The sequence below is a fragment of the Vogesella amnigena genome, assembly GCF_042648905.1.
In the GTDB taxonomy this organism is placed as follows: domain Bacteria; phylum Pseudomonadota; class Gammaproteobacteria; order Burkholderiales; family Chromobacteriaceae; genus Vogesella; species Vogesella amnigena.
In genome coordinates, this window is record NZ_JBHRYH010000005.1 from 49,846 (window position 1) to 71,082 (window position 21,237).

Sequence of the window (21,237 nt, forward strand, 5' to 3'; positions counted from 1 at the left end):
CGTATCGCCGACGCGCAGCAAATCGTGAGCAATATCTGATGTCGAGCCGCCTGTGGTTCCTGCTACTGGCCAGCCTTACCGGGCTGGCCAGTGTCGTTTCATTGCTGGCCGGCAACGATGCCGCGGCCAGCATCGCCGCCCTGCTGCAATTGCCGGGGCATGACCCGCTGCAACACACCCTGCTGCTGCAACTGCGCCTACCCCGCATCGTCAGTGCCGCCTCCGCCGGCGCGCTGCTGGCCTGCGCCGGGCTGGCGATCCAGGCGCGCTTTCACAATGATCTGGCCGAGCCCGGCCTGATCGGCATTTCCGGTGGCGGCGCGCTGGCCGCCGCGCTGGCACTGGCCGCCGCGCTGCCGGCACAACTGGTTTCGCTGGCGGCCTTTGCCGGCTCCACGCTGGCGCTGCTGGCGATCCAGCTGCTGGCCCACGGCCGCTCTGCCGCCAAGCTGCTGCTGGCAGGCGTAGCGGTAAATGCGCTGTGTGGCAGCCTGCTCACCTTGCTGATCTCCTCCCTGCCGGATGGCGCGCTGCGCAATGTCACCTTCTGGTTGATGGGCAGCTTTGCCGGCGCCAGCCCGGCGCAGGCACTGCTGCTGGCGGCCGCGGCACTGCTGATCGGCACCCTGCTGTGGCGGCAGGCGGATTTCCTGCAGGCGCTGCAGCTGGGCGACCGGGCGGCGTTCTATAGCGGTTTCCATGTTGGCCGCAGCGGCGCCATTACCGTGCTGCTGGCCACACTGGCCTGCGGTCTGGTGGTGGCGCAGTGCGGCATGGTTGGCTTCATCGGCCTGATGGCGCCGCACATGCTGCGACGGCTGGTTGGCCTGCAATTGCGACCACTGCTGCTGCTCACCCCGCTGGCCGGCGCGCTGCTGGCGCTGGTAGCCGACCTGATCGCCAGCCAGGCGCTGTACCCGGCGGAGCTGCCGATCGGGGTGATCACCAGCTTGGCCGGCGCACCGTTCTTCCTCTACCTGCTGGCCAGGCAGCGAGGCGCCGATGCTTGAAATCCGTGCGCTCAGCCTGCTGCGGCCAACCCGCTTGCATGACATCAGCGCCACGCTGCCGGCTGGCCAGCTCAGCGTGATCCTAGGCCCCAACGGCGCTGGCAAGAGCACGCTGCTGCACCTGCTGGGCGGCGCGCTGCGCCCTGCCAGCGGTACAGTAAGCATGGCAGGGCAAGCTATCAGCGGCCAGGCACCGGCCGTACTCGCCACCATGCGCGCCATGGTAGAGCAGCAGCCGGCACGCCCTGCAGGCATGACGGTGGCTACCCTGCTGGATATCGGCCACGGCCTGCCGGATGCGGATGCCCGACAACAGGCGATCGACGCCACCTGCATCCACGATCTGCTAGCCCGCGACTGCGCCACGCTGTCCGGCGGCGAAATCGCCCGCGTGCACCTGGCGCGGGCGCTGCACCAGCTGTTTGCCAGCAGCAACGCCTGCCGTTACCTGCTGCTGGACGAGCCCACCGCCGCGCTGGACATCGGCGCCGCCCAGCTGCAGCTGGCCAGCCTGCGCCAGCTGGCACACCAGCACAACATTGGCGTGGTAGCAGTGCTGCACGACGTGAACCTGGCGGCGCAACATGCCGACCACGTGCTGCTACTGAAAGACGGTAGCGCCATGGCCAGCGGCGCAGCCGCGGATATCCTGCAGCTGCCGCTGCTGCAGGACCTGTACGACGCGCCGCTGCACGAGCTGCGTGATGCGGACGGGCGCCGCGCCTTTCTGGCGGTGTAGCCGTACAACACGTAGGGCGGAAGCCTCGTAGAGGCGTTCCGCTACGAGGTCGCCAACTTGCTGGCGGAACGCCCCTGACGGGGCTTCCGCCCTACATGCTTATCCGGGCTACCTGTCGCACCTCAGCTGCACACAAAGCACAAGGCCGGGCATTGCCCGGCCTTGTGCTTTGCCATGCGGCCAACCTTTACGCCATCGCCGGCACCTCTGGTTTCACTTCAAAACGCTGCTGCACCGTGCCGTCGGTATCCACACTTTCCAGCCGCACGTCGAAGCCCCACAGCCGTGCCACGTGCTTCAGCACTTCCTGCGCGCTGCCGTCATCCAGCGGTTTGCGGTTGTGCCTGCTGTGGCGCAGCGTCAGGCTGCGATCGCCACGCACATTCACCGACCACACCTGGATGTTCGGCTCGCGGGTTCCCAGGTTGTACTGCTCGGACAGCATCTGGCGGATGCGACGGTAGCCGGCCTCGTCGTGAATGGCGGCAACCTCCAGCTTGTCGTCCTGGTCGTCGTCGCGGATGGCGAACAGGCGGAAGTCGCGGATCAGCTTGGGCGACAGGTACTGTGAAATGAAGCTTTCGTCCTTGAAGTTCTTCATGGCGAATTCCAGCACCGGGCGCCACGGCTGGCCGGCGATGTCCGGGAACCATTCGCGGTCTTCGTCGGTGGGGTGCTCGCAGATGCGCCGGATGTCCTGATACATGTTGAAGCCCAGCGCATACGGGTTGATGCCGTTGTACCAGCGCGCGGTCACCGGCGGCTGGTACACCACATTGGTGTGGCTCTGCAGGAACTCCATCATGAAACCGTCGGTCACCAGCCCCTTCTCGTACAGCCGGTTGAGAATGGTGTAGTGCCAGAAGGTGGCCCAGCCCTCGTTCATCACCTGGGTCTGGCGCTGCGGGTAGAAGTACTGCGCCACCTTGCGCACGATGCGCACGATCTCGCGCTGCCACGGCTCCAGCAGCGGTGCGGATTTTTCAATGAAGTACAGCAGGTTTTCCTGCGGCTCCGGCGGAAAGCGCGGCGGCCCCTTGCTGCTGTCGTCGCGTTCACGGCGCGGAATGGTGCGCCACAGGTCGTTCACCTGCATCTGTAGGTATTGCTCGCGCTCGTGCAGCCGTGCCTGTTCCTCGGCCAGTGACAGCCGCTGCGGCCGCTTGTAGCGGTCCACGCCGTAGTTCATCAGCGCATGGCAGGAATCCAGCAGGTCTTCCACCGCCTCGATGCCGTAGCGCTCCTCGCAGCGGCTGATGTACTGCTTGGCAAACACCAGGTAGTCGATGATGGCCGAGGCGTCGGTCCAGGTACGGAACAGGTAGTTGCCCTTGAAGAAGCTGTTGTGGCCATAGGCGGCGTGTGCGATCACCAGTGCCTGCATGGTCATGGAGTTTTCTTCCATCAGGTAGGCGATGCAGGGATTGGAGTTGATCACGATCTCGTAGGCCAGCCCCATCTGGCCGCGCTTGTAGCTCTTCTCGGTGGAAACGAAGTGCTTGCCATAGCTCCAGTGGTGGTAGTTCACCGGCATGCCTACCGAGGAGTAGGCATCCATCATCTGCTCGGCAGTGATGATCTCCAGCTGGTTGGGGTAGCAGTCCAGCTGAAACTCGTCGATGGCGATCTCGCGAATCGCCTTGTCGTACTCGTTGATCAGTTCGAAAGTCCATTCGGACCCGGTAGAGATGGGTTTCATGCTGTAGCCCTCCTCAGGCATGCGGCCAACCCTGCGAACCTGTTCACGATCTGCTGCGCGTCGGCGTTACAGCGTTAAAAGCGTCTTCGAGATGCTCATTGACTTCATGTCAATTCCGCTCTCTCTGCCGTTTTCGCCTTGTCTCGCTCTAGCTCGCTAGATCGTGAACAGGTCCTAGCGGGTGGCCGGCTGCCGCTTGAACAGTTCGCGGAACACCGGATAGATGTCGGATGGCGTGCGGATCTTCTGCATGGCGAAGTGCTTGCTCTGGTCCGCCACCTTCATGTACTCGTACCACAGGTTCTGCGGTTCACCCTCGGTAATTTCGATATAGGCGAAATACTGGCACCACGGCAGCAGCTGTTCCTGCAGGATGCGGCTGCAGTTGGCCGAATCACTGTCCCAGTTGTCGCCATCCGATGCCTGCGCGGCATAGATGTTCCACTCGCTGTTGGCGTAGCGTTTCTTCACCACGTCCGCCATCAGGTTCAGTGCCGAGGACACCACGGTGCCGCCGGATTCGCGCGAGTGAAAGAAGTCGTGCTCGTTCACCTCCACCGCACTGGTGTGGTGGCGGATGAACACCACTTCGATCTTCTCGTAATTGCGCTGCAAAAACAGGTACAGCAGGATGAAGAAGCGTTTGGCCATATCCTTCTTGCCTTCATCCATCGAGCCGGACACGTCCATCAGGCAGAACATCACCGCCTTGCTGGTGGGCTTGGGCTGCTTGACGCGGTTGTTGTAGCGCAGGTCGAACGGGTCAATGAACGGTATGCGGTTCACTTTCTCGCGCAGCGCGTGGATGTGCCGGCGGCGCTCGCGCACTTCCAGCGTGTTTTCCTCGTCCGATTCCAGCAGCGTGTCCAGGTCTTCTTCTGCCTCGCGCAGCTGGCGCAGCGTCGGGGCGGCCATGGCTACCCGCCGCGCCAGCGCGCCGCGCAGGCTGCGCACGATGCTGATATTGGCCGGCGTGCCGTCGTTGGTGTAGCCGGCGCGCACCGGCTTCATTTCCTCGATGCCCATCAGCTGGGTCTTGATCAGGTTGGGCAGCGCCAGATCCTCGAAGAACACGTTCATGAATTCTTCGCGCGACAGCTGGAACACGAAATCGTCCTCGCCCTCGCCTTCGTTGCTGGCTTTGCCGCCACCACCGCCGCCGCCACCGCCTTGCGGCCGGTTCAGGCGATCGCCCTCGATGAACTCCTCGTTGCCCGGATGTACATGGTCGGCCACGCCGCCTCGGCCGTGATGGAATACCGGTTCGGAAATGTCCTTTACCGGAATGGAGACGTTTTCACCATTCTCGATATCGGTGATGCTGCGCCCCTTGATGGCCTTGCCTACCGCCTCCTTGATCTGCGCCTTGAAACGGCGCAGGAAGCGCTCGCGGTTGACGGCCGATTTGTTCTTGCCGTTCAGTCTTCTATCGATAATGTGCGACATGCTTGTCTCCTAAAGCCTGTCGTTGGCCTGTCCGCCCGGCTGACACGGCGGCAGGATGGGCTCGGCTGGCGTTTCAGCCGGCAGGGTTGGCCGCATGCGGCCAACCCTCTCCCCGCATCACGAGGATTTGCGCACCCGCAGATACCATTCGCACAGCAGCCGCACCTGCTTGGGCGTGTAGCCCTTGGTCACCATGCGGTTGACGAAGTCTTCGTGTTTCTTGGCCTCGTCGGCGCTGGCCTTGGCGTTGAAGCTGATCACCGGCAGCAGTTCTTCCGTATTGGAGAACATCTTTTTCTCGATCACGGTGCGCAGCTTTTCGTAGCTGGTCCACAGCGGGTTCTTGCCGGCGTTGTTGGCGCGGGCGCGCAGTACAAAGTTGACGATCTCGTTGCGGAAGTCCTTCGGGTTGGAGATGCCGGCCGGCTTCTCGATTTTTTCCAGTTCAGCGTTCAGCGACGTGCGGTCGAAGCTCTCGCCGGTATCCGGGTCGCGGTATTCCTGATCCTGGATCCAGAAGTCGGCAAAGGTCACGTAGCGATCGAAGATGTTCTGCCCGTACTCGCTGTAGCTTTCCAGGTAGGCGGTCTGGATCTCCTTGCCGATGAACTCCACGTACTTGGGTGCCAGGTACTCCTTGATGAAAGTAAGGTACTTCTGCTCCTGCTCGGCGGGAAACTGCTCGCGCTCCACCTGCTGCTCCAGCACGTACAGCAAGTGCACCGGGTTGGCCGCCACTTCGGTGTGGTCGAAGTTGAACACCTTGGACAGAATCTTGTAGGCAAAGCGGGTGGATAGCCCGTTCATGCCCTCGTCCACGCCGGCAAAGTCACGGTACTCCTGCAGCGACTTGGCCTTCGGGTCGGTGTCCTTCAGGTTTTCGCCGTCATACACCTGCATCTTGCTGTACAGGCTGGAGTTTTCCGGGTCTTTCAGCCGCGACAGCACCGCGAACTGCGCCATCATCTTCAGCGTGCCCGGAGCGCAGGGCGAGCCGGACAGCGAGGAGTTGCGCAACAGCTTGTCGTAGATCTTGATCTCTTCCGTCACCCGCAGGCAGTACGGCACCTTGACGATGTAGATACGGTCGAGGAAGGCCTCGTTGTTCTTGTTGTTGCGGAACTGCTTCCATTCACTCTCGTTGGAGTGCGCCAGGATGATGCCGTCGAAGGGAATCGCGCCGAAACCTTCCGTGCCCTTGAAGTTGCCCTCCTGGGTGGCGGTCAGCAGCGGGTGCAGCACCTTGATCGGCGCCTTGAACATTTCCACGAATTCCAGCAGGCCCTGGTTGGCCAAGCACAGGCCACCGGAGTAGCTGTAGGCGTCCGGATCGTCCTGGGCGTAGCTTTCCAGTTTGCGGATGTCCACCTTGCCCACCAGCGAGCTGATGTCCTGGTTGTTCTCGTCACCTGGCTCGGTTTTGGATACCGCAATCTGCTTCAGTACCGACGGGTAGCGCTTCACCACGCGGAACTGGCTGATGTCACCATTGAACTCGTGCAGGCGTTTCACCGCCCACGGGCTGGGAATCGCCCGCAGGTAGCGGCGCGGAATGCCGTACTGCTCTTCCAGCAGGGCGCCGTCTTCGTCATAGTTGAACAGCCCCAGGGCCGACTCGTTCACCGGGCTGCCCTTGATGCTGTAGAACGGCACCCGTTCCATCAGCTCCTTCAGTTTTTCGGCAATCGACGACTTACCACCACCCACCGGGCCCAGCAGGTAGAGAATCTGCTTCTTCTCTTCCAGCCCTTGCGCGGCGTGGCGGAAGTAGGCAACTACCTGTTCGATAGCATCTTCCATGCCGTAAAACTCACGGAAGGCCGGGTAGACGCGGATCATCTTGTTGCTGAAGATGCGGGACAGGCGCGAATCGTGACGGGTATCGACCATCTCAGGCTCGCCAATCGCCATCAGCATGCGCTCGGCCGGCGAGGCGTAGGTCATCGGGTCGCGCTTGCACAGCTCAAGGAACTCCTGGATGGTGTATTCCTCTTCGCGGGTGCGGTCGTAACGGGAAGCGTAGTGACTGAAGATGTCTGGGGTCATGGCGTCACCCTCCTGGTGGAGGCAAACGAGACCCTGGCAGAAGCATGATTGCCGTGCCAGATCCCCCTTGCCAAGTTGTCAGCTGTCGCGGAAAAGCTGTTCTTTGTTTGGGTATAGCACAGCAAAAAAACTGCAAGTAAGAAAAAGCCGTCATGCAGACGGCTTTTTTAATATTTACTTATCAAACCCATTGTCATGTTTTGCGCTGCAAAATCCGTGCGCCGATTTCATACAGCTTGCCGCGCTCCACCTCGTTGCAGCGCCGCACCTCCACTGTGGCCTCCAGCGGCCGCATCGGCACGTTGCCGACCCCAGGGACGATCACCACCACTTCCAGTCTTTCGCCGTGCTGCGGCACGTAGGAGCAACGTATCGCCATGCCGTCCACCGACAGGTCGACACACTCGCCATAGTGCGTCTCGCCGGTGTGCAGCGACTTGAACTTGGTGCGGCAGCCCATGCGCATGCGGCGGCCGACGCGGCGATCCTGGTAGTGGCTCTCAAACGGTTTCACCAGCGAGCTTCCCCTGTTGCCATGCGGCCAACCAGTGCAGGCCGACTATGGTCTTGCTGTCCGCGATTTCCCCGCTCAGCGCCATCTGCTGCACGTCTTCCAGCGGCAGCAGCAGCACTTCCAGGAATTCGCCCTCGTCCAGCTGCCGTTGCTGCAGCTGCAGGCCGGTGGCCAGGTAGTAGTGGATCACCTCGTCGGCATAGCCGATGCAGGGCCAGGCCTTGCCAAGATAGCGCCACTGGCTGGCGACATAGCCGGTTTCTTCCAGCAGTTCGCGCCGCGCGGTGTCGTGAGGATGTTCCGCCGGGTCCAGTTTGCCAGCCGGTATCTCCAGAAACTCGCGGCCAGCCGGGTAGCGATACTGCCGCTCCATTACCAGTCTGCCGTCGTCGGTCAGTGCCAGCATCGCGGCGGCACCGGGGTGGCGAATGAATTCGCGCACCGCCGTGGCGCCATCGGGCAGGCTTACCTGGTCGCGGCTTACCTGGATGAAACTGCCGCGAAACACCTGTTCGCTACTGAGGGTTTTTTCTGTGAGATCCACGCTGCGTCTTTCGCTGTTGCCAATGATGCCGCACCACCAGGCGCCAGCTGAACATCACCAGGCCGTAACCGCACAGGGCCAGGATCAGCCCCAGCAGCGGCACGCCCAGCAGCAGCGGTGCGCCATACTCGCGCAGCCAGTACAGCAGCTGCGGCCCGGATAGTGCGATGTCGTACCAGGCGCCTTCCGGCATCTGCGGCATTGTAACTGCCCCCGGCTGGCCAAGTAATGCCTCTCCCAACCGGAAAGCCAGGAAATACAGCGGCAGATAGGTGAACGGGTTGGTATACAGCGTGCAGATCAACGCCACCGGCAGATTGATGCGGAAAAGCAACGCCAGCGCGCCGGCAGTGAGCATCTGCGTCGGCCCCGGCATCAGGCCGGAGAACATGCCCACAGCCACCGCGCGCGCCACATTGCGCCGTTGCACGCTCCACAGCTCGGGGCGGTCCAGATAAGGGCGCAAGAAGCGCAGTGCCGGCGCCTGCAGCCAGCCGTGGGCGATGTCCATCTTGTTGCGTACCCAGCGCTTCAGTCTTGCCATGCCATTTCCATAGATATTCGATCCGAAATTGTTTGCCAAAACGGCAGGAATAATTTAAACAGTCGTTTGATTTAGTTCTGCCAAGGCAGAAGACACGCACGGCCGCCCACCCGGCCAACACGAGGAAACCGACCCGGCCACGCGCCGGGCCGCGCAAAACAACGGAGACCATCATGCCCGCTTACCAAGCACCGCTGCGCGATTTTGATTTTGTCCTCAATGAGCTGATCAAAGTTCAGGACATCCTGCCCTCACTGCCGGGTTATGAAGAGGCGAGCCAGGATATTTTCACTTCCTACCTGGAAGCCGCCGCCCAGTTCTGCCAGCAGGAGCTGGCACCGCTGAACCGCCAGGGCGACGAGGAAGGCTGCCAGTTCGACCCGGCCACCAAGTCGGTTACCACCCCGGTGGGCTTCAAGGATGCATACAAACAGTATTGCGAACTCGGCTTCCCGGCGCTGGACTGCGACCCGGCCTACGGCGGCCAGGGCATGCCCAAATCGCTGGCCTTTCCGGTAATGGAGATGCAGTGTGCGGCCAACGTGGCCTGGTCGATGTACCCCGGCCTGTCGCACGGCGCCTATTCCGCCATTCACGCCCACGGCACCAATGAGCAGAAGGCTACCTATCTGCCGCGGCTGGTGGACGGCAGCTGGACCGGCACCATGTGCCTGACCGAGCCGCACTGCGGCACCGATCTTGGCCTGCTGAAGACCCGTGCCGAACCGAACGCAGACGGCAGCTACAGCATCACCGGCACCAAGATCTTCATCTCCGCCGGCGAGCACGACATGTCCGACAACATCATCCACCTGGTGCTGGCGCGCCTGCCGGATGCCCCCCGGGACGTGAAAGGCATCTCGCTGTTCATCGTGCCCAAGTTCCACCAGGACGGTAGCCGCAACAGCGTGTTCTGCGGCAGCCTGGAACACAAGATGGGCATCAAGGCCAACGCCACCGCGGTGATCAACCTGGATGGCGCCAAGGGCTGGCTGATCGGCGAAGCAAACAAGGGCCTGGCCTGCATGTTCACCATGATGAACGCCGCGCGACTGGGCTGCGGCATGCAGGGCCTGGGCATTGGCGAGGCGTCCTACCAGGGCGCGCTGACCTATGCCCGCGAGCGCCTGCAGATGCGCGCGCTGGCCGGGGCGAAATTCCCGGAAAAACCGGCCGACCCCATCATCGTGCACCCGGACGTGCGCCGCATGCTGCTGACGCAGAAGGCCTACACCGAAGCCGGCCGCGCACTGTCGGCACTGCTGGCGCTGCAACTGGACATCGAAGACAAGCACCCGGATGCCGATGCCCGTCAGGACGCCGCCGACCTGGTGGCACTGCTCACCCCGGTGGCCAAGGCCTTCATGACCGATAACGGCTATCTTGCGGCCAACCTTGGCATGCAGGTGTTCGGCGGCCACGGCTTCATCCGCGAATGGGGCATGGAACAGCTGGTGCGCGACTGCCGCATTTCGCAGATCTACGAAGGCACCAACGGCATCCAGGCCATCGACCTGCTGGGCCGCAAGGTGCTGCTGGATCAGGGGGCGAAGCTGCGCAAGTTCAGCAAGCAGATCCACAAGTTCTGCCAGGCCAACGAAGGCAATGCGCAGCTGGCGGAATTCGTCGGCCCGCTGGCCAAGCTGCTGAAGGAAGTGGGCGACATCACCATGGGCGTGGGCATGGCCGCGATGCAGGATCGCGATGCTGCCGGCGCCGCCGCCACCGACTACCTGCGCCTGGTGGGTCATCTGACCTATGCCTGGCTGTGGGCGCGCATGGCGGAAGTGGCCTATGCCAAGCTGGAAACCGGCAGCGATGCCTTCTACCAGGCCAAGATCGCTACCGCCCGCTTCTACTACGCCAAGCTGCTGCCGGAAGTGGAAGCGCTGAAGGTGAGCATCAAGTCCGGCGCCCAGCCGCTGATGGCACTGGAAGACGAGCACTTCGCGTTCTGAGCACGCAGGTTTGCCAATGCAAACGGCGCCATTACGGCGCCGTTTTTTCTATGCATCGCACGTTTGACCGTAGCCCGGATAAGCCGCAGGCGCATCCGGGACAGGGAGCAGTCACATCCCGAAGCCGTTGCCCCGGATGCGCTGCGCTTATCCGGGCTACCACTACAGCTGGCGCCTTGTTACTTATTGTCCGCATCATCACCACGCAGCCGGCGCAGCACCGATTGCAGCTGCGCTTCGGCGGTGCCTTCCGGTTGTTCCAGCCGCATCAGCCGCAGGTGTAGCAGCATGTTCTCCAGCACCAGCCGTGCGGTGGAGAGCATATAGATCAGCTGGCACTCCTCCGGGCTGGCCTCGGTCTGCAACTGCTCATCGCGCTGCAGCAAGTCGGCCATCACCAGCCGGCGTAACTCGTCGTCATCCATCGGCAGATCGGCAAAATCCAGCGGATCGCCGCGCTCCACTTCCTGCAGCAGCTGCAGCATTTCCTCCAGCCCCAGCCTCATGATGCTTCTCCCGGTTACGTTCTGAGTGTAGATGGCAAAAACAAACCCCGTGCCGGGGCACGGGGTTTGTGAACTTGGACAAGCCCGGTAGGGCTTGTCATGAAAACAGCAAGGCTGCGGATGCCATCACCTTCCATGAGCGGCCCGGCTTTGCCGGGTCCGGTAGCTGCGGAACATCACACCGTGTTGGCAGCCCCAAACCCCGTGCCGGGGCACAGGGTTGTGGTGTTGAGGTTGGCCGCAAGCGGCCACCGCTCAGTTACGGCCGTGGCAAGCCTTGTACTTCTTGCCGCTGCCGCACGGGCACGGATCGTTGCGGCCAACCTTGTCACCTTCGCGGCGCACGGTTACCGGCGCCTGCTCCTTGGCGCGCCAGTAGGTGTATACCGCCAGCAGCGCATCTTCGAACTCGCCCTTGAAACCATTGATCTCGGCCTCGCCAAACTGCAGCAGAGCTGCTTCGCCGTTTTCGCCGTCGAACATGCCGCCCAGTGCCATCACCGGCATCAGCAGGTCTTCGAAACCTTCATCGTCGGCCGCTTCGAACCAGTCGGTGGGCACCACGTCCAGCGCATACATGAAGGCATTGCACCACGGGCGGAAGTCGGCCTCTTCGCCGTCTTCTTCCTCATACAGCACCAGCTCCGGCAGCTCGCCATCGGCCAGCGCTTCAGCGGTGGCAGCGTAGAACTTTTCCAGCAGGCTGCGCACTTCGGCTTCGTGCTCCGGGTTGTCGAAGGCCGGGGCATCACCCAGCACTTCCGGCAGCCAGGTGTCGGTATCCAGCCGGTCCGGGCCACATGCCAGCGCGGCAAAGAAGCCCTGCACCTCATCCGGGCGCATGGTGGTGCCAGCCTGCGACAGCGGGGTCAGCAGCATTTCCAGGCGGGTGAGGTCGGCCTCGTCGAATCGGGTCATGATCTATCTCCATCAAGAATGGCGCGCATTGTAGCCCATCAGCTCAGTTTAGTCGGCAAGCGCCAGCTTACCGGCGGCATATGACAGCAAAAAGCCCCGCATCTGCGGGGCCAGTCGGCTGCAAATGGCTCAGGCCGTCTTGTCTTCCTCCAGCCCCAGCTTCTGCTTCATCTGCTGGCGCATCATGAATTTCTGGATCTTGCCGGTGATGGTCATCGGGAAACTGTCGACGAACTCGATATAACGCGGAATCTTGTAGTGCGCGATCTGGCCGCTGCAGAAGGCGCGGATTTCGTCCGCGGTGCAAGTCTCCCCGTCACGCAGCCGTATCCAGGCGCACAGCTCCTCACCGTACTTGCTGTCTGGCACGCCCACCACCTGCACGTCCTGCACCTTGGGGTGGCGGTAGAGGAATTCCTCGATCTCGCGCGGGTAGATGTTCTCGCCGCCGCGGATCACCATGTCTTTCACGCGGCCTACGATATTGCAGTAGCCATCGGCATCCAGCACCGCCAGGTCGCCGGTATGCATCCAGCCGGCGGCATCGATCGCCTCGCGGGTTTTTTCCTCGTCGCCCCAGTAGCCCAGCATCACCGAGTAGCCGCGGGTGAGCAGTTCGCCGGTTTCGCCGCGCGGCACGATGCGGCCTTGCGGGTCGACGATCTTCACCTCCACGTGCGGGTGGATGCGGCCAACGGTGGACACTTTCTTTTCCAGCGGGGTATCGGTATGGCTCTGGAAGCTCACCGGGCTGGTTTCAGTCATGCCATAAGCAATAGTGACCTCGGCCATGTGCATCTGCGCCACCACCCGCTTCATCACCTCGATCGGGCACGGGCTGCCGGCCATGATGCCGGTGCGCAGCGTGGACAGGTCGAACTCGGCGAAACGCGGGTGATCCAGCACCGCGATGAACATGGTGGGCACGCCGTGCAGCGCAGTGCATTTTTCCGCCGCCACCGTCTCCAGCACCGCCAGCGGCTCGAAGGCTTCCGACGGGAACACGATGGTGCTGCCATGGGTCAGGCAGGCCAGCACGCCCAACACCATGCCGAAGCAGTGGTACAGCGGCACCGGGATGCACAGCCGGTCGTGCTCGGTCAGCCGCATCGCCTCGCCGACAAAAAAGCCGTTGTTGAGGATGTTGTGGTGAGTGAGCGTGGCACCCTTGGGGCTGCCGGTGGTGCCGGAGGTGAACTGGATGTTGATCGGGTCATCGAACTGCAGCGTCTGCCCCACTTGCTGCAGCGCCTGGCGCTCGGCATCGCTTGGCGCAGTCAGCAGACTGTCGAAGTTCAGCATGCCCGGCGTGGGTTCGCTGCCAAGGCGGACAACCCAGCGCAGCTCCGGCAGGCTGGCCGCCTGCAACTCGCCCGGCTGGCTTGCGGCCAACTCCGGCACCACGTCGTTCAGGATGGCCAGGTAGTCGCTGCTCTTGAAGCTGGGCGACAGCACCAGCGCGCGGCAGCCCACCTTGCCCAGCGCGTATTCCAGCTCGCTGCGGCGGTAAGCCGGGTTGATGTTCACCAGCACCAGCCCAGCCTTGGCGGTGGCGAACTGCATCAGCACCCACTCCACATTGTTCTGCGACCAGATGCCGATGCGCTCGCCCAGCTGCAGCCCCAGCCGGCGCAGGCCGCAGGCGAGGCGCGTCACCTGCTCGCCAAATTCGGCGTAGCTCCAGCGCACGCCCTGCTGGCGCACGACCAGGCCATCGCGCGCGGCGTAGCGCTGGCAGGCGGCATCGAAGAACTGGCCGATGGTCTGGCCGAGCAGCGGCTTGTCGCTGCCGCCGTGCACGTAGCTTTGTTGTTGCGTCATGGGCTGTTGCGTCATGATGAGGTCTCTCCGCTGGGATGCTGTTGTCTTTTTTACATTAACTTACTATTACGTTAACGTAAGCTCAAGTACAAGTCGGGACACTGCGACAAAAAACGCTACAATCGCCGCACACCATCAGGAAGCCCCATGAGCGAAGACCGCCTTTTCACCATTTCCGACCTGGCACGCGATTTCGACGTCACGCTGCGCACCATCCGCTTTTACGAAGAACAGGGCCTGATCGAACCGCAGCGCGAAGGCCGCCAGCGGCTGTTCACCCACCGCGACCGCGCACGACTGAAGCTGATTCTGCGCGGCAAGCGCATTGGTCTGGCGCTGTCGGAGATCCGCGAGATCCTGGACCTGTACGAGCTGGCGCGCGATGAGGCCAGCCAGTCGCTGAAGCTGCTGCAGCTGCTATCCGACCGCAAGAAACAACTCGAGGAACAACGCCAGGACATCGACGCCGTGCTGGCCGAGATCGACATGCTGGAAGGCCACTGCCGCCAGGTAATCGACACCATGACCGGCAAGGAAGCCACACCCTGACGCCACACATGCCATCCCGATGGATGGTTTTGTCATTGCTTATTGACGTTAACGTAAGCGTAATTCAACATAAGCCCATCAACGGTGCAAAAAGCATCTATCAAGAAGCCATATGCCAGCGCCCTCGCCGGGCACAAAGGAGAGACACATGTACAGCAGCCTGCGCTTTGACCATGGTGAAACCTACGACATGCTGCGCGAATCGGTGCGCGACTTCGCCCAGAGCGAGATCGCCCCGCGTGCCGCCGACATCGACCGCGACAACCTGTTCCCGGCCGACCTGTGGAAGAAATTCGGCGACATGGGCCTCTTGGGCATCACCGTCAGCGAGGAATACGGCGGCGCCAATATGGGCTACCTGGCACACATGATCGCCATGGAAGAGATCAGCCGCGCCAGCGCCTCGGTGGCGCTGTCCTACGGCGCGCACTCCAACCTGTGCGTGAACCAGATCTACAAGAACGGCAACGCGGCGCAAAAACAGAAATACCTGCCCAAGCTGATCTCCGGCGATCACATCGGCGCGCTGGCGATGTCCGAGCCGAACGCCGGCTCCGACGTGGTGAGCATGAAGCTGCGCGCCGACAAGGTGGCCGGCGGCTACAAGCTCAACGGCAGCAAGATGTGGATCACCAACGGCGGCGACGCCGACACCCTGGTGGTGTACGCCAAGACCGATATCAACGCCGGCCCGAAAGGCATTACCGCTTTCATCATCGAAAAAGGTTTTGCCGGTTTCAGCCACGGTACCAAGCTGGACAAGCTGGGCATGCGCGGCTCCAACACCTACCCGATCTTCTTTGACGACTGCTTCGTGCCGGAAGAAAACGTGCTGGGCGGCGAAGGCAATGGCGTGAAAGTGCTGATGAGCGGCCTGGATTTCGAGCGCGCGGTGCTGTCTGCCGGCCCGCTGGGCATCATGCAGGCCTGCATGGACGTGGTGGTGCCGTACCTGACCGACCGCAAACAGTTCGGCCAGAGCATCGGCGACTTCCAGCTGATGCAGGGCAAGCTGGCCGATATGTACGTGAAACTGTCCGCCAGCCGCGCCTACGTGTACGCCGTGGGCCAGGCACTGGACCGTGGCGAACAGGGGCGCCAGACCCGCAAGGACGCCGCCGGCGCCATCCTGTACGCAGCAGAGAGCGCCACCCAGATGGCGCTGGACGCCATCCAGTGCCTGGGCGGCAACGGCTATATCAATGAATACAGCACCGGCCGCCTGCTGCGCGATGCCAAACTGTACGAGATCGGCGCCGGCACCAGCGAAATCCGCCGCTGGCTGATCGGCCGCGAGCTGATGGCGGAAACCCGCTGATTTTTGGGAGTAGGGAGTGGGGAGTGGGGAGTAACACCTCCCGGCGACCCACAACCTACTGAAGAATAACCTGGTGAGTCGGCAGCCCACTCCCTACTCACCACTCCCCACTCCCTGACATCATGCCCATCATCGAATCCAAGCTCTCCCCCCGCGCCGCCGACTTTGCGGCCAACGCCGACAAGATGCGCGCCGTGGTGGCCGACCTGAAAGACAAGGTTGCCCGTGCCGCGAACGGCGGTGGCGACAAGGCGCGCGCCAAGCACGTGGCCCGCGGCAAGCTGCTGCCGCGCGAACGCATCGACCTGCTGCTGGATGCCGGCTCGCCGTTCCTGGAGCTGTCGCAGTTGGCCGCATACGACATGTATGGCGACGATGCGCCGGGTGCCGGCGTAATCACCGGCATCGGCCGCATCGGCGGCATCGAATGCCTGATCGTGGCCAACGACGCCACCGTCAAGGGCGGCACCTACTACCCGATGACGGTGAAAAAACACCTGCGCGCGCAGGAAATCGCCCGCGAAAACCGCTTGCCCTGTGTCTACCTGGTAGATTCCGGCGGCGCCTTCCTGCCGCTGCAGGATGAGGTATTCCCCGACCGCGAACACTTCGGTCGCATCTTCTATAACCAGGCCCAGCTGTCCGCCGCCGGCATTCCGCAGATCGCGGTGGTGATGGGTAGCTGCACCGCCGGCGGCGCCTACGTGCCGGCGATGAGCGACGAGACGGTGATCGTCAAGGAACAGGGCACCATCTTCCTGGGCGGCCCGCCGCTGGTGAAGGCCGCCACCGGCGAGGTGGTGTCGGCGGAAGAACTGGGCGGTGGCGACGTGCACACCCGCGTGTCCGGCGTGGCCGACCACCTGGCGCAGAACGATGCCCACGCGCTGTCCATCGCCCGCCGCATCGTGTCCGACCTCAACTGGAAGAAACAGGGCGAACTGGACCGCGCCGAGCCGAAGCCGCCGCGCTATGCCGCCGAGGAAATCTACGGCGTGATTCCGGCCGACCCGAAAAAGCCGTTCGACGTGCGCGAAATCATCGCCCGCCTGGTGGACGATTCCGACTTCGACGAATTCAAGCAGAACTACGGCACTACCCTGGTGACGGGCTTCGCCCGCCTCAACGGCTACCGCGTCGGCATCATCGCCAACAACGGCATCCTGTTTTCCGAATCTGCCCTCAAGGGCGCGCACTTCGTGGAGCTGTGCTGCCAGCGCGGCATTCCGCTGATCTTCCTGCAGAACATCACCGGCTTCATGGTGGGCAAGAAGTATGAAAACGGCGGCATCGCCAAGGACGGCGCCAAGCTGGTGACTGCCGTGGCCTGCGCCAGCGTGCCCAAGTTCACCGTGCTGATCGGCGGCAGCTTTGGTGCCGGCAACTACGGCATGTGCGGCCGCGCCTACTCGCCGCGTTTCCTGTGGATGTGGCCGAACAGCCGCATCTCGGTAATGGGCGGCGAACAGGCTGCCGGTGTGTTGGCACAGGTGAAGAAGGAACAGCTGGGCGACGCCTTCACCCCGGAGCAGGAAGAAGCGCTGAAAGCGCCGGTGCGCGAGCAGTACGAGCGCCAGGGCCACCCCTACTACGCCAGCGCACGGCTGTGGGACGACGGCGTGATCGACCCGGCACAAACACGCGACGTGCTGAGCCTGGCGCTGGAAGCCAGCCTGTCGGCGCCGGTGGAAAAAACCCGTTTCGGCGTATTCCGGATGTGATGTCAGAGGAGTTGCGGACATGAGCTACACAACACTAGAGATTGAACGTGCCGGCCAGGTAGCCACGGTGTGGATGAACCGCCCGGAGCTGCACAATGCAATGAACGAACACCTGATCGGCGACCTGACCGCGGCGTTCCGCGAGCTGAACCACGATGACAACGTGCGCGTGATCGTGCTGGCCGGGCGTGGCAAGAGCTTTTCCGCCGGGGCCGACCTGGACTGGATGCGCCGCGCCGCAGGCTACAGCGAGGCGCAGAACCTGGAAGACGCCGGCAAGCTGGCCGCCATGCTCAAGGGCATCTACCGCAGCAAGAAGCCGGTGATCGCCCGTATCCACGGCGCCGCCATGGCTGGCGGCACCGGGCTTACCGCGGTGTGCGACATCGCCATTGCCACCCCGGCCGCCAAGTTTGCGCTTACCGAAGTACGACTGGGGCTGATTCCGGCCACCATCGGCCCTTACGTGGCAGATGCCATCGGCTGGCGCCAGGCGCGTCGCTACTTCCTGACTGCAGAGCGCATCGATGCCGCCACCGCCGAACGCATCGGCCTGGTGCACGAGGTGGTAGACGAAGCCGCGCTGGACGATCGCGTGGCCGCAGTCGCCGCCGAACTGACCAAGGGCGGGCCGCATGCCCTGTCTGCCGCCAAGGAGCTGCTGGGCTGCCTGCGCGATGGCTCACCACAGAAAGACGAGCTGCTGTCCGACACCGCGCACCGCATCGCCGCCATCCGCGTTACAGAAGAAGCCCGCGAGGGCCTGGCCGCCTTCTTCGACAAGCGCCCGCCGCGCTGGGTCAAGGACTGAAGCCTACCCTTGCGGCCAACGTTGGCCGCAAGGGTGCGGCAAAGCGCCGCGTACCTACCAGCAGTGGTACCGACAATAAAAGGGATCACCCCGATATGTTCACCAAGATTCTGATTGCCAACCGCGGAGAGATCGCCTGCCGCGTGATCAAGACCGCCCGCGCCATGGGCGTGGCCACCGTGGCGGTGTATTCCGATGCCGACGCCAATGCCCGCTTCGTGAAACTGGCGGATGAAGCCTACCGGCTGGGGCCGGCACCGGCCGCCGAGTCCTATCTCAAGGCCGATCTCATTCTGGACATCGCCCGCCAATCCGGTGCACAGGCGGTACATCCGGGCTACGGTTTCCTGTCCGAGAACGAAGACTTCGCCGCCGCCTGCGAAGCCGCCGGCATCGCCTTCATCGGCCCGCCGGCCAGCGCCATCGCCGCCATGGGCAGCAAGTCCGCGGCCAAGGCGCTGATGGAAACAGCCAACGTACCGCTGGTGCCGGGCTACCACGGCGACAATCAGGATGAGCCATTGCTGAAAAGCCAGGCCGATGCCATCGGCTACCCGGTGCTGATCAAGGCCAGCGCCGGCGGTGGCGGCAAGGGCATGCGCATCGTGGAACGCAGCGACGACTTCCTGGCCGCGCTGGCCAGCTGCCAGCGCGAGGCCCGCGCCAGCTTTGGCGACGACAAGGTGCTGGTAGAGAAATACCTGACCCGCCCGCGCCACGTGGAGATACAGGTGTTCGCCGACAGCCTCGGCGGCTGTGTCTACCTGTTCGAGCGCGACTGCTCGGTACAGCGCCGCCACCAGAAAGTGCTGGAAGAAGCCCCTGCCCCGCACCTGCCGGCAGAAACCCGCCAGGCAATGGGCGAAGCAGCGGTAGCCGCCGCCCGCGCCGTGGGCTATGTGGGCGCCGGTACAGTGGAATTCATCATGGATGTGGACAGTGGCAAGTTCTACTTCATGGAAATGAACACCCGCCTGCAGGTGGAACACCCGGTAACCGAGATGATCACCGGCCAGGACCTGGTGGCCTGGCAACTGAAGGTGGCCAGTGGCCAGCCGCTGCCGTTGCAGCAGCACGAGCTGGCTATCCACGGCCACAGCATCGAGGCGCGCATCTACGCCGAAGATCCGGACAAGGGCTTTCTGCCGGCCACCGGCACCTTGCTACACCTGGTGCCGCCAGTGGAAAACGCCCATGTGCGGGTGGATACCGGCGTGCTGCAGGGCGATACCATTTCGCCGTTCTACGACCCGATGATCGCCAAGCTGATCGTGTGGGGCGAAACGCGCGAAGCAGCGCTGCAACAGCTGGACGCCGCACTGGCCGCCTACCAGGTGGTGGGCGTTACCACCAATATCCGCTTCCTGCGCCGCATTGCGGCCAACCCGGCGTTTGCCAGTGGCGACGTGGATACCGGCCTGATTGCCCGCTACCACGACAGTCTGCTGCCCACACCGGCCGCCCCCGACAGCGAACAGCTGGCTCTGCTGGCGCTGGGCGAGGTGCTGGCCAGCGCCGGCAGCGACAACCATGCCTTTGGCGCGCTGCAGGGCTGGCGCCTGAACGGCACACAGCAACGCCGCATCGGCTTTGCCCACGGCGAGCAGCGCTGCGAAGTGCTGCTGCGTTACGACGGCAAGGGCTTCGTGCTCAACATCGGCAATGACACCTTGCACGCCAGCGCCAGCCTGCACGGCAGCCAGCTTGCGGCCAACCTGGGCAGCAAGCAGCTGCAGGCCACCCTGGTGCGCCACGGGCTGCAGCGCGTGCTGTTTACCGGCGGCGAGCGCATTGCCGTGGACTACCTCGACCCTTACGCCTATGAAGAAGCAGGCGTACACGGCGAGACCCATCTCAAGGCACCAATGCCGGGCCGCGTGGTGGCACTGCTGGCTGAAAGCGGCCAGACCGTGGCCAAGGGCGAGCCGCTGCTGATCCTGGAAGCGATGAAGATGGAACACACCATCGCCGCCCCGGCAGATGGCAAGGTACTGGCCTTCTACTTTGCCGCCGGCGAGCAGGTGAACGACGGCGACGAGCTGGTGGATTTCGAGGCGGATTGAATTTTTCGCCACGAAAACCACGAAATCACACGAAAACGCCCGCCCACGCAGTGAGCGGGGCATGCCGGAGCACCCAGCCAGCACCAGGTTCGTGTTTTTTTGTGGGGTTCGTGGCCAGGAGAAGCATGGCATGACGCACGTAAAAATCGTCGAAGTCGGCCCCCGCGACGGGCTGCAGAATGAAAAACACAGCATCAGCCTGGCCACCAAGCTGGAGCTGATCCGCCGCCTGGCAACCAGCGGTCTGACTTGCATCGAGGCCGGTGCCTTCGTGTCGCCCAAGTGGGTGCCACAGATGGCCGACAGTCTGGCAGTGCTGCAGGCGCTGGACATGAATGCCGGCATCGACTACCCGGTGCTGGTGCCCAACGACAAGGGGCTGGATGCAGCGCTGGAAGCCGGCGTGCGCGAGATTGCGGTGTTCGGCGCCGCCAGCGAGGCGTTCAGCCAGAAGAACATCAACGCCAGCATCGCCGAGAGCCTGCAGCGCTTCGAATCGGTAATGAAGCGAGCACTGGCCGAAGGCATCAAGGTGCGCGGCTATGTGTCCTGTGTGGTGGGTTGCCCGTACGAGGGCGAAGTGGCGCCCTACAAGGTGGCCGAAGTGGCTCGCGCGCTGTACGGCATGGGCTGCTACGAGATTTCGCTGGGCGACACCATCGGCGTGGGCACACCAAACAAGGTGACGGCGATGCTGGATGCGGTGTGCGAGGTGGTGCCGGTAGAAAAACTGGCCGGCCACTTCCACGACACCTACGGCATGGCAATTGCCAACATCCACACCGCGCTGCAAGCCGGGGTGCGTACCTTCGACAGCTCGATATCCGGCCTGGGCGGCTGCCCGTATGCCAAGGGTGCCTCTGGTAACGTGGCCACCGAAGACGTGGTGTACCTGCTGCATGGCCTGGGCTACCACACCGGTGTGGACCTGAACAAACTGGCCGACACCTCGTGGTTCATTGCCGAGGCGCTGGTGCGCGACCCGGGCTCACGCTATGCCAAGGCGCGCGGTTACAGCCCGGCATGAGCC

General features: G+C 63.2%; 18 protein-coding genes and 1 pseudogene. 10 read left to right on the forward strand and 9 right to left on the reverse strand.

What is annotated here, in order from left to right:
- The first annotated feature begins 38 nt into the window (after positions 1-38).
- Positions 39-1,010, forward strand: a complete 972-nt coding sequence (locus ACFOKJ_RS02005; protein WP_390276323.1) for a FecCD family ABC transporter permease — start codon at positions 39-41, stop codon at positions 1,008-1,010.
- The gene (locus ACFOKJ_RS02010) at positions 1,003-1,749 is read left to right on the forward strand and encodes an ABC transporter ATP-binding protein (RefSeq protein ID WP_390276324.1); all 747 of its coding nucleotides are present in this window, start codon (positions 1,003-1,005) and stop codon (positions 1,747-1,749) included. The genes ACFOKJ_RS02005 and ACFOKJ_RS02010 overlap by 8 nt, the downstream gene beginning before the upstream one ends.
- 187 nt (positions 1,750-1,936) lie before the next feature.
- Here ACFOKJ_RS02010 and ACFOKJ_RS02015 read toward each other — a convergent pair whose 3' ends face one another.
- From ACFOKJ_RS02015 to ACFOKJ_RS02040, 6 genes are all read right to left on the reverse strand, one after another.
- Complete coding sequence (locus ACFOKJ_RS02015; RefSeq protein WP_390276325.1) at positions 1,937-3,448, reverse strand: SpoVR family protein; 1,512 nt, start codon at positions 3,446-3,448, stop codon at positions 1,937-1,939.
- Between the two features lie 174 nt (positions 3,449-3,622).
- Positions 3,623-4,894 (reverse strand): YeaH/YhbH family protein, encoded by a 1,272-nt coding sequence (locus tag ACFOKJ_RS02020; protein ID WP_390276326.1) that lies wholly within the window; start codon positions 4,892-4,894, stop codon positions 3,623-3,625.
- Positions 4,895-5,011: 117 nt separating this feature from the next.
- Positions 5,012-6,940: a PrkA family serine protein kinase gene (locus ACFOKJ_RS02025; RefSeq protein ID WP_390276327.1), complete on the reverse strand. Its 1,929-nt coding sequence runs from the start codon at positions 6,938-6,940 to the stop codon at positions 5,012-5,014.
- 193 nt (positions 6,941-7,133) lie between these two features.
- Positions 7,134-7,454 (reverse strand): PilZ domain-containing protein, encoded by a 321-nt coding sequence (locus ACFOKJ_RS02030; protein ID WP_390276328.1) that lies wholly within the window; start codon positions 7,452-7,454, stop codon positions 7,134-7,136.
- Positions 7,441-7,998 carry an NUDIX domain-containing protein gene (locus tag ACFOKJ_RS02035; RefSeq protein WP_390276329.1) on the reverse strand — a complete coding sequence of 186 codons (558 nt, stop codon included), beginning with the start codon at positions 7,996-7,998 and terminating at the stop codon, positions 7,441-7,443. Before ACFOKJ_RS02035 ends, ACFOKJ_RS02030 begins: the two co-directional genes overlap by 14 nt.
- Positions 7,970-8,542: a DUF2062 domain-containing protein gene (locus ACFOKJ_RS02040; protein WP_390276330.1), complete on the reverse strand. Its 573-nt coding sequence runs from the start codon at positions 8,540-8,542 to the stop codon at positions 7,970-7,972. Before ACFOKJ_RS02040 ends, ACFOKJ_RS02035 begins: the two co-directional genes overlap by 29 nt.
- A 173-nt stretch (positions 8,543-8,715) precedes the next feature.
- Here ACFOKJ_RS02040 and ACFOKJ_RS02045 point away from each other — a divergent pair, with 173 nt between their 5' ends.
- Positions 8,716-10,500 (forward strand): acyl-CoA dehydrogenase C-terminal domain-containing protein, encoded by a 1,785-nt coding sequence (locus ACFOKJ_RS02045; RefSeq protein ID WP_390276331.1) that lies wholly within the window; start codon positions 8,716-8,718, stop codon positions 10,498-10,500.
- A 179-nt stretch (positions 10,501-10,679) separates the two neighbouring features.
- Here the strand turns inward: ACFOKJ_RS02045 and ACFOKJ_RS02050 are convergent, their stop codons facing one another.
- The 3 genes from ACFOKJ_RS02050 to ACFOKJ_RS02060 form a co-directional block, all read right to left on the reverse strand.
- Positions 10,680-11,006 (reverse strand): hypothetical protein, encoded by a 327-nt coding sequence (locus tag ACFOKJ_RS02050; RefSeq protein WP_390276332.1) that lies wholly within the window; start codon positions 11,004-11,006, stop codon positions 10,680-10,682.
- 255 nt (positions 11,007-11,261) lie between these two features.
- A complete protein-coding gene (locus ACFOKJ_RS02055; RefSeq protein WP_390276333.1) occupies positions 11,262-11,924 on the reverse strand; it encodes a UPF0149 family protein in 663 nt (220 codons plus the stop codon).
- A 129-nt stretch (positions 11,925-12,053) separates the two neighbouring features.
- The gene (locus tag ACFOKJ_RS02060; protein WP_390276334.1) at positions 12,054-13,745 is read right to left on the reverse strand and encodes an AMP-binding protein; all 1,692 of its coding nucleotides are present in this window, start codon (positions 13,743-13,745) and stop codon (positions 12,054-12,056) included.
- Between the two features lie 147 nt (positions 13,746-13,892).
- Here ACFOKJ_RS02060 and ACFOKJ_RS02065 point away from each other — a divergent pair, with 147 nt between their 5' ends.
- The 7 genes and pseudogenes from ACFOKJ_RS02065 (at position 13,893) to ACFOKJ_RS02095 (ending at position 21,234) form a co-directional block, all read left to right on the forward strand.
- Complete coding sequence (locus tag ACFOKJ_RS02065) at positions 13,893-14,294, forward strand: MerR family transcriptional regulator (RefSeq protein ID WP_390276335.1); 402 nt, start codon at positions 13,893-13,895, stop codon at positions 14,292-14,294.
- A 148-nt stretch (positions 14,295-14,442) separates the two neighbouring features.
- Entirely contained in the window at positions 14,443-15,612 is a 1,170-nt protein-coding gene (locus ACFOKJ_RS02070; protein WP_390276336.1) for an isovaleryl-CoA dehydrogenase, read from the forward strand.
- A 122-nt stretch (positions 15,613-15,734) separates the two neighbouring features.
- The gene (locus ACFOKJ_RS02075; protein ID WP_390276337.1) at positions 15,735-17,333 is read left to right on the forward strand and encodes a carboxyl transferase domain-containing protein; all 1,599 of its coding nucleotides are present in this window, start codon (positions 15,735-15,737) and stop codon (positions 17,331-17,333) included.
- Positions 17,334-17,352: 19 nt separating this feature from the next.
- On the forward strand, positions 17,353-18,144 hold the full coding sequence (locus ACFOKJ_RS02080) for an enoyl-CoA hydratase/isomerase family protein (protein WP_390276338.1): 792 nt from the start codon (positions 17,353-17,355) through the stop codon (positions 18,142-18,144).
- 95 nt (positions 18,145-18,239) lie between these two features.
- Positions 18,240-19,553: pseudogene (locus ACFOKJ_RS02085) on the forward strand (acetyl-CoA carboxylase biotin carboxylase subunit); the annotation flags it as partial.
- 93 nt (positions 19,554-19,646) lie between these two features.
- Positions 19,647-20,207: a biotin/lipoyl-containing protein gene (locus tag ACFOKJ_RS17030; RefSeq protein WP_449369326.1), complete on the forward strand. Its 561-nt coding sequence runs from the start codon at positions 19,647-19,649 to the stop codon at positions 20,205-20,207.
- Between the two features lie 130 nt (positions 20,208-20,337).
- The gene (locus ACFOKJ_RS02095; RefSeq protein ID WP_390276339.1) at positions 20,338-21,234 is read left to right on the forward strand and encodes a hydroxymethylglutaryl-CoA lyase; all 897 of its coding nucleotides are present in this window, start codon (positions 20,338-20,340) and stop codon (positions 21,232-21,234) included.
- The last annotated feature ends 3 nt before the right edge of the window (positions 21,235-21,237 follow it).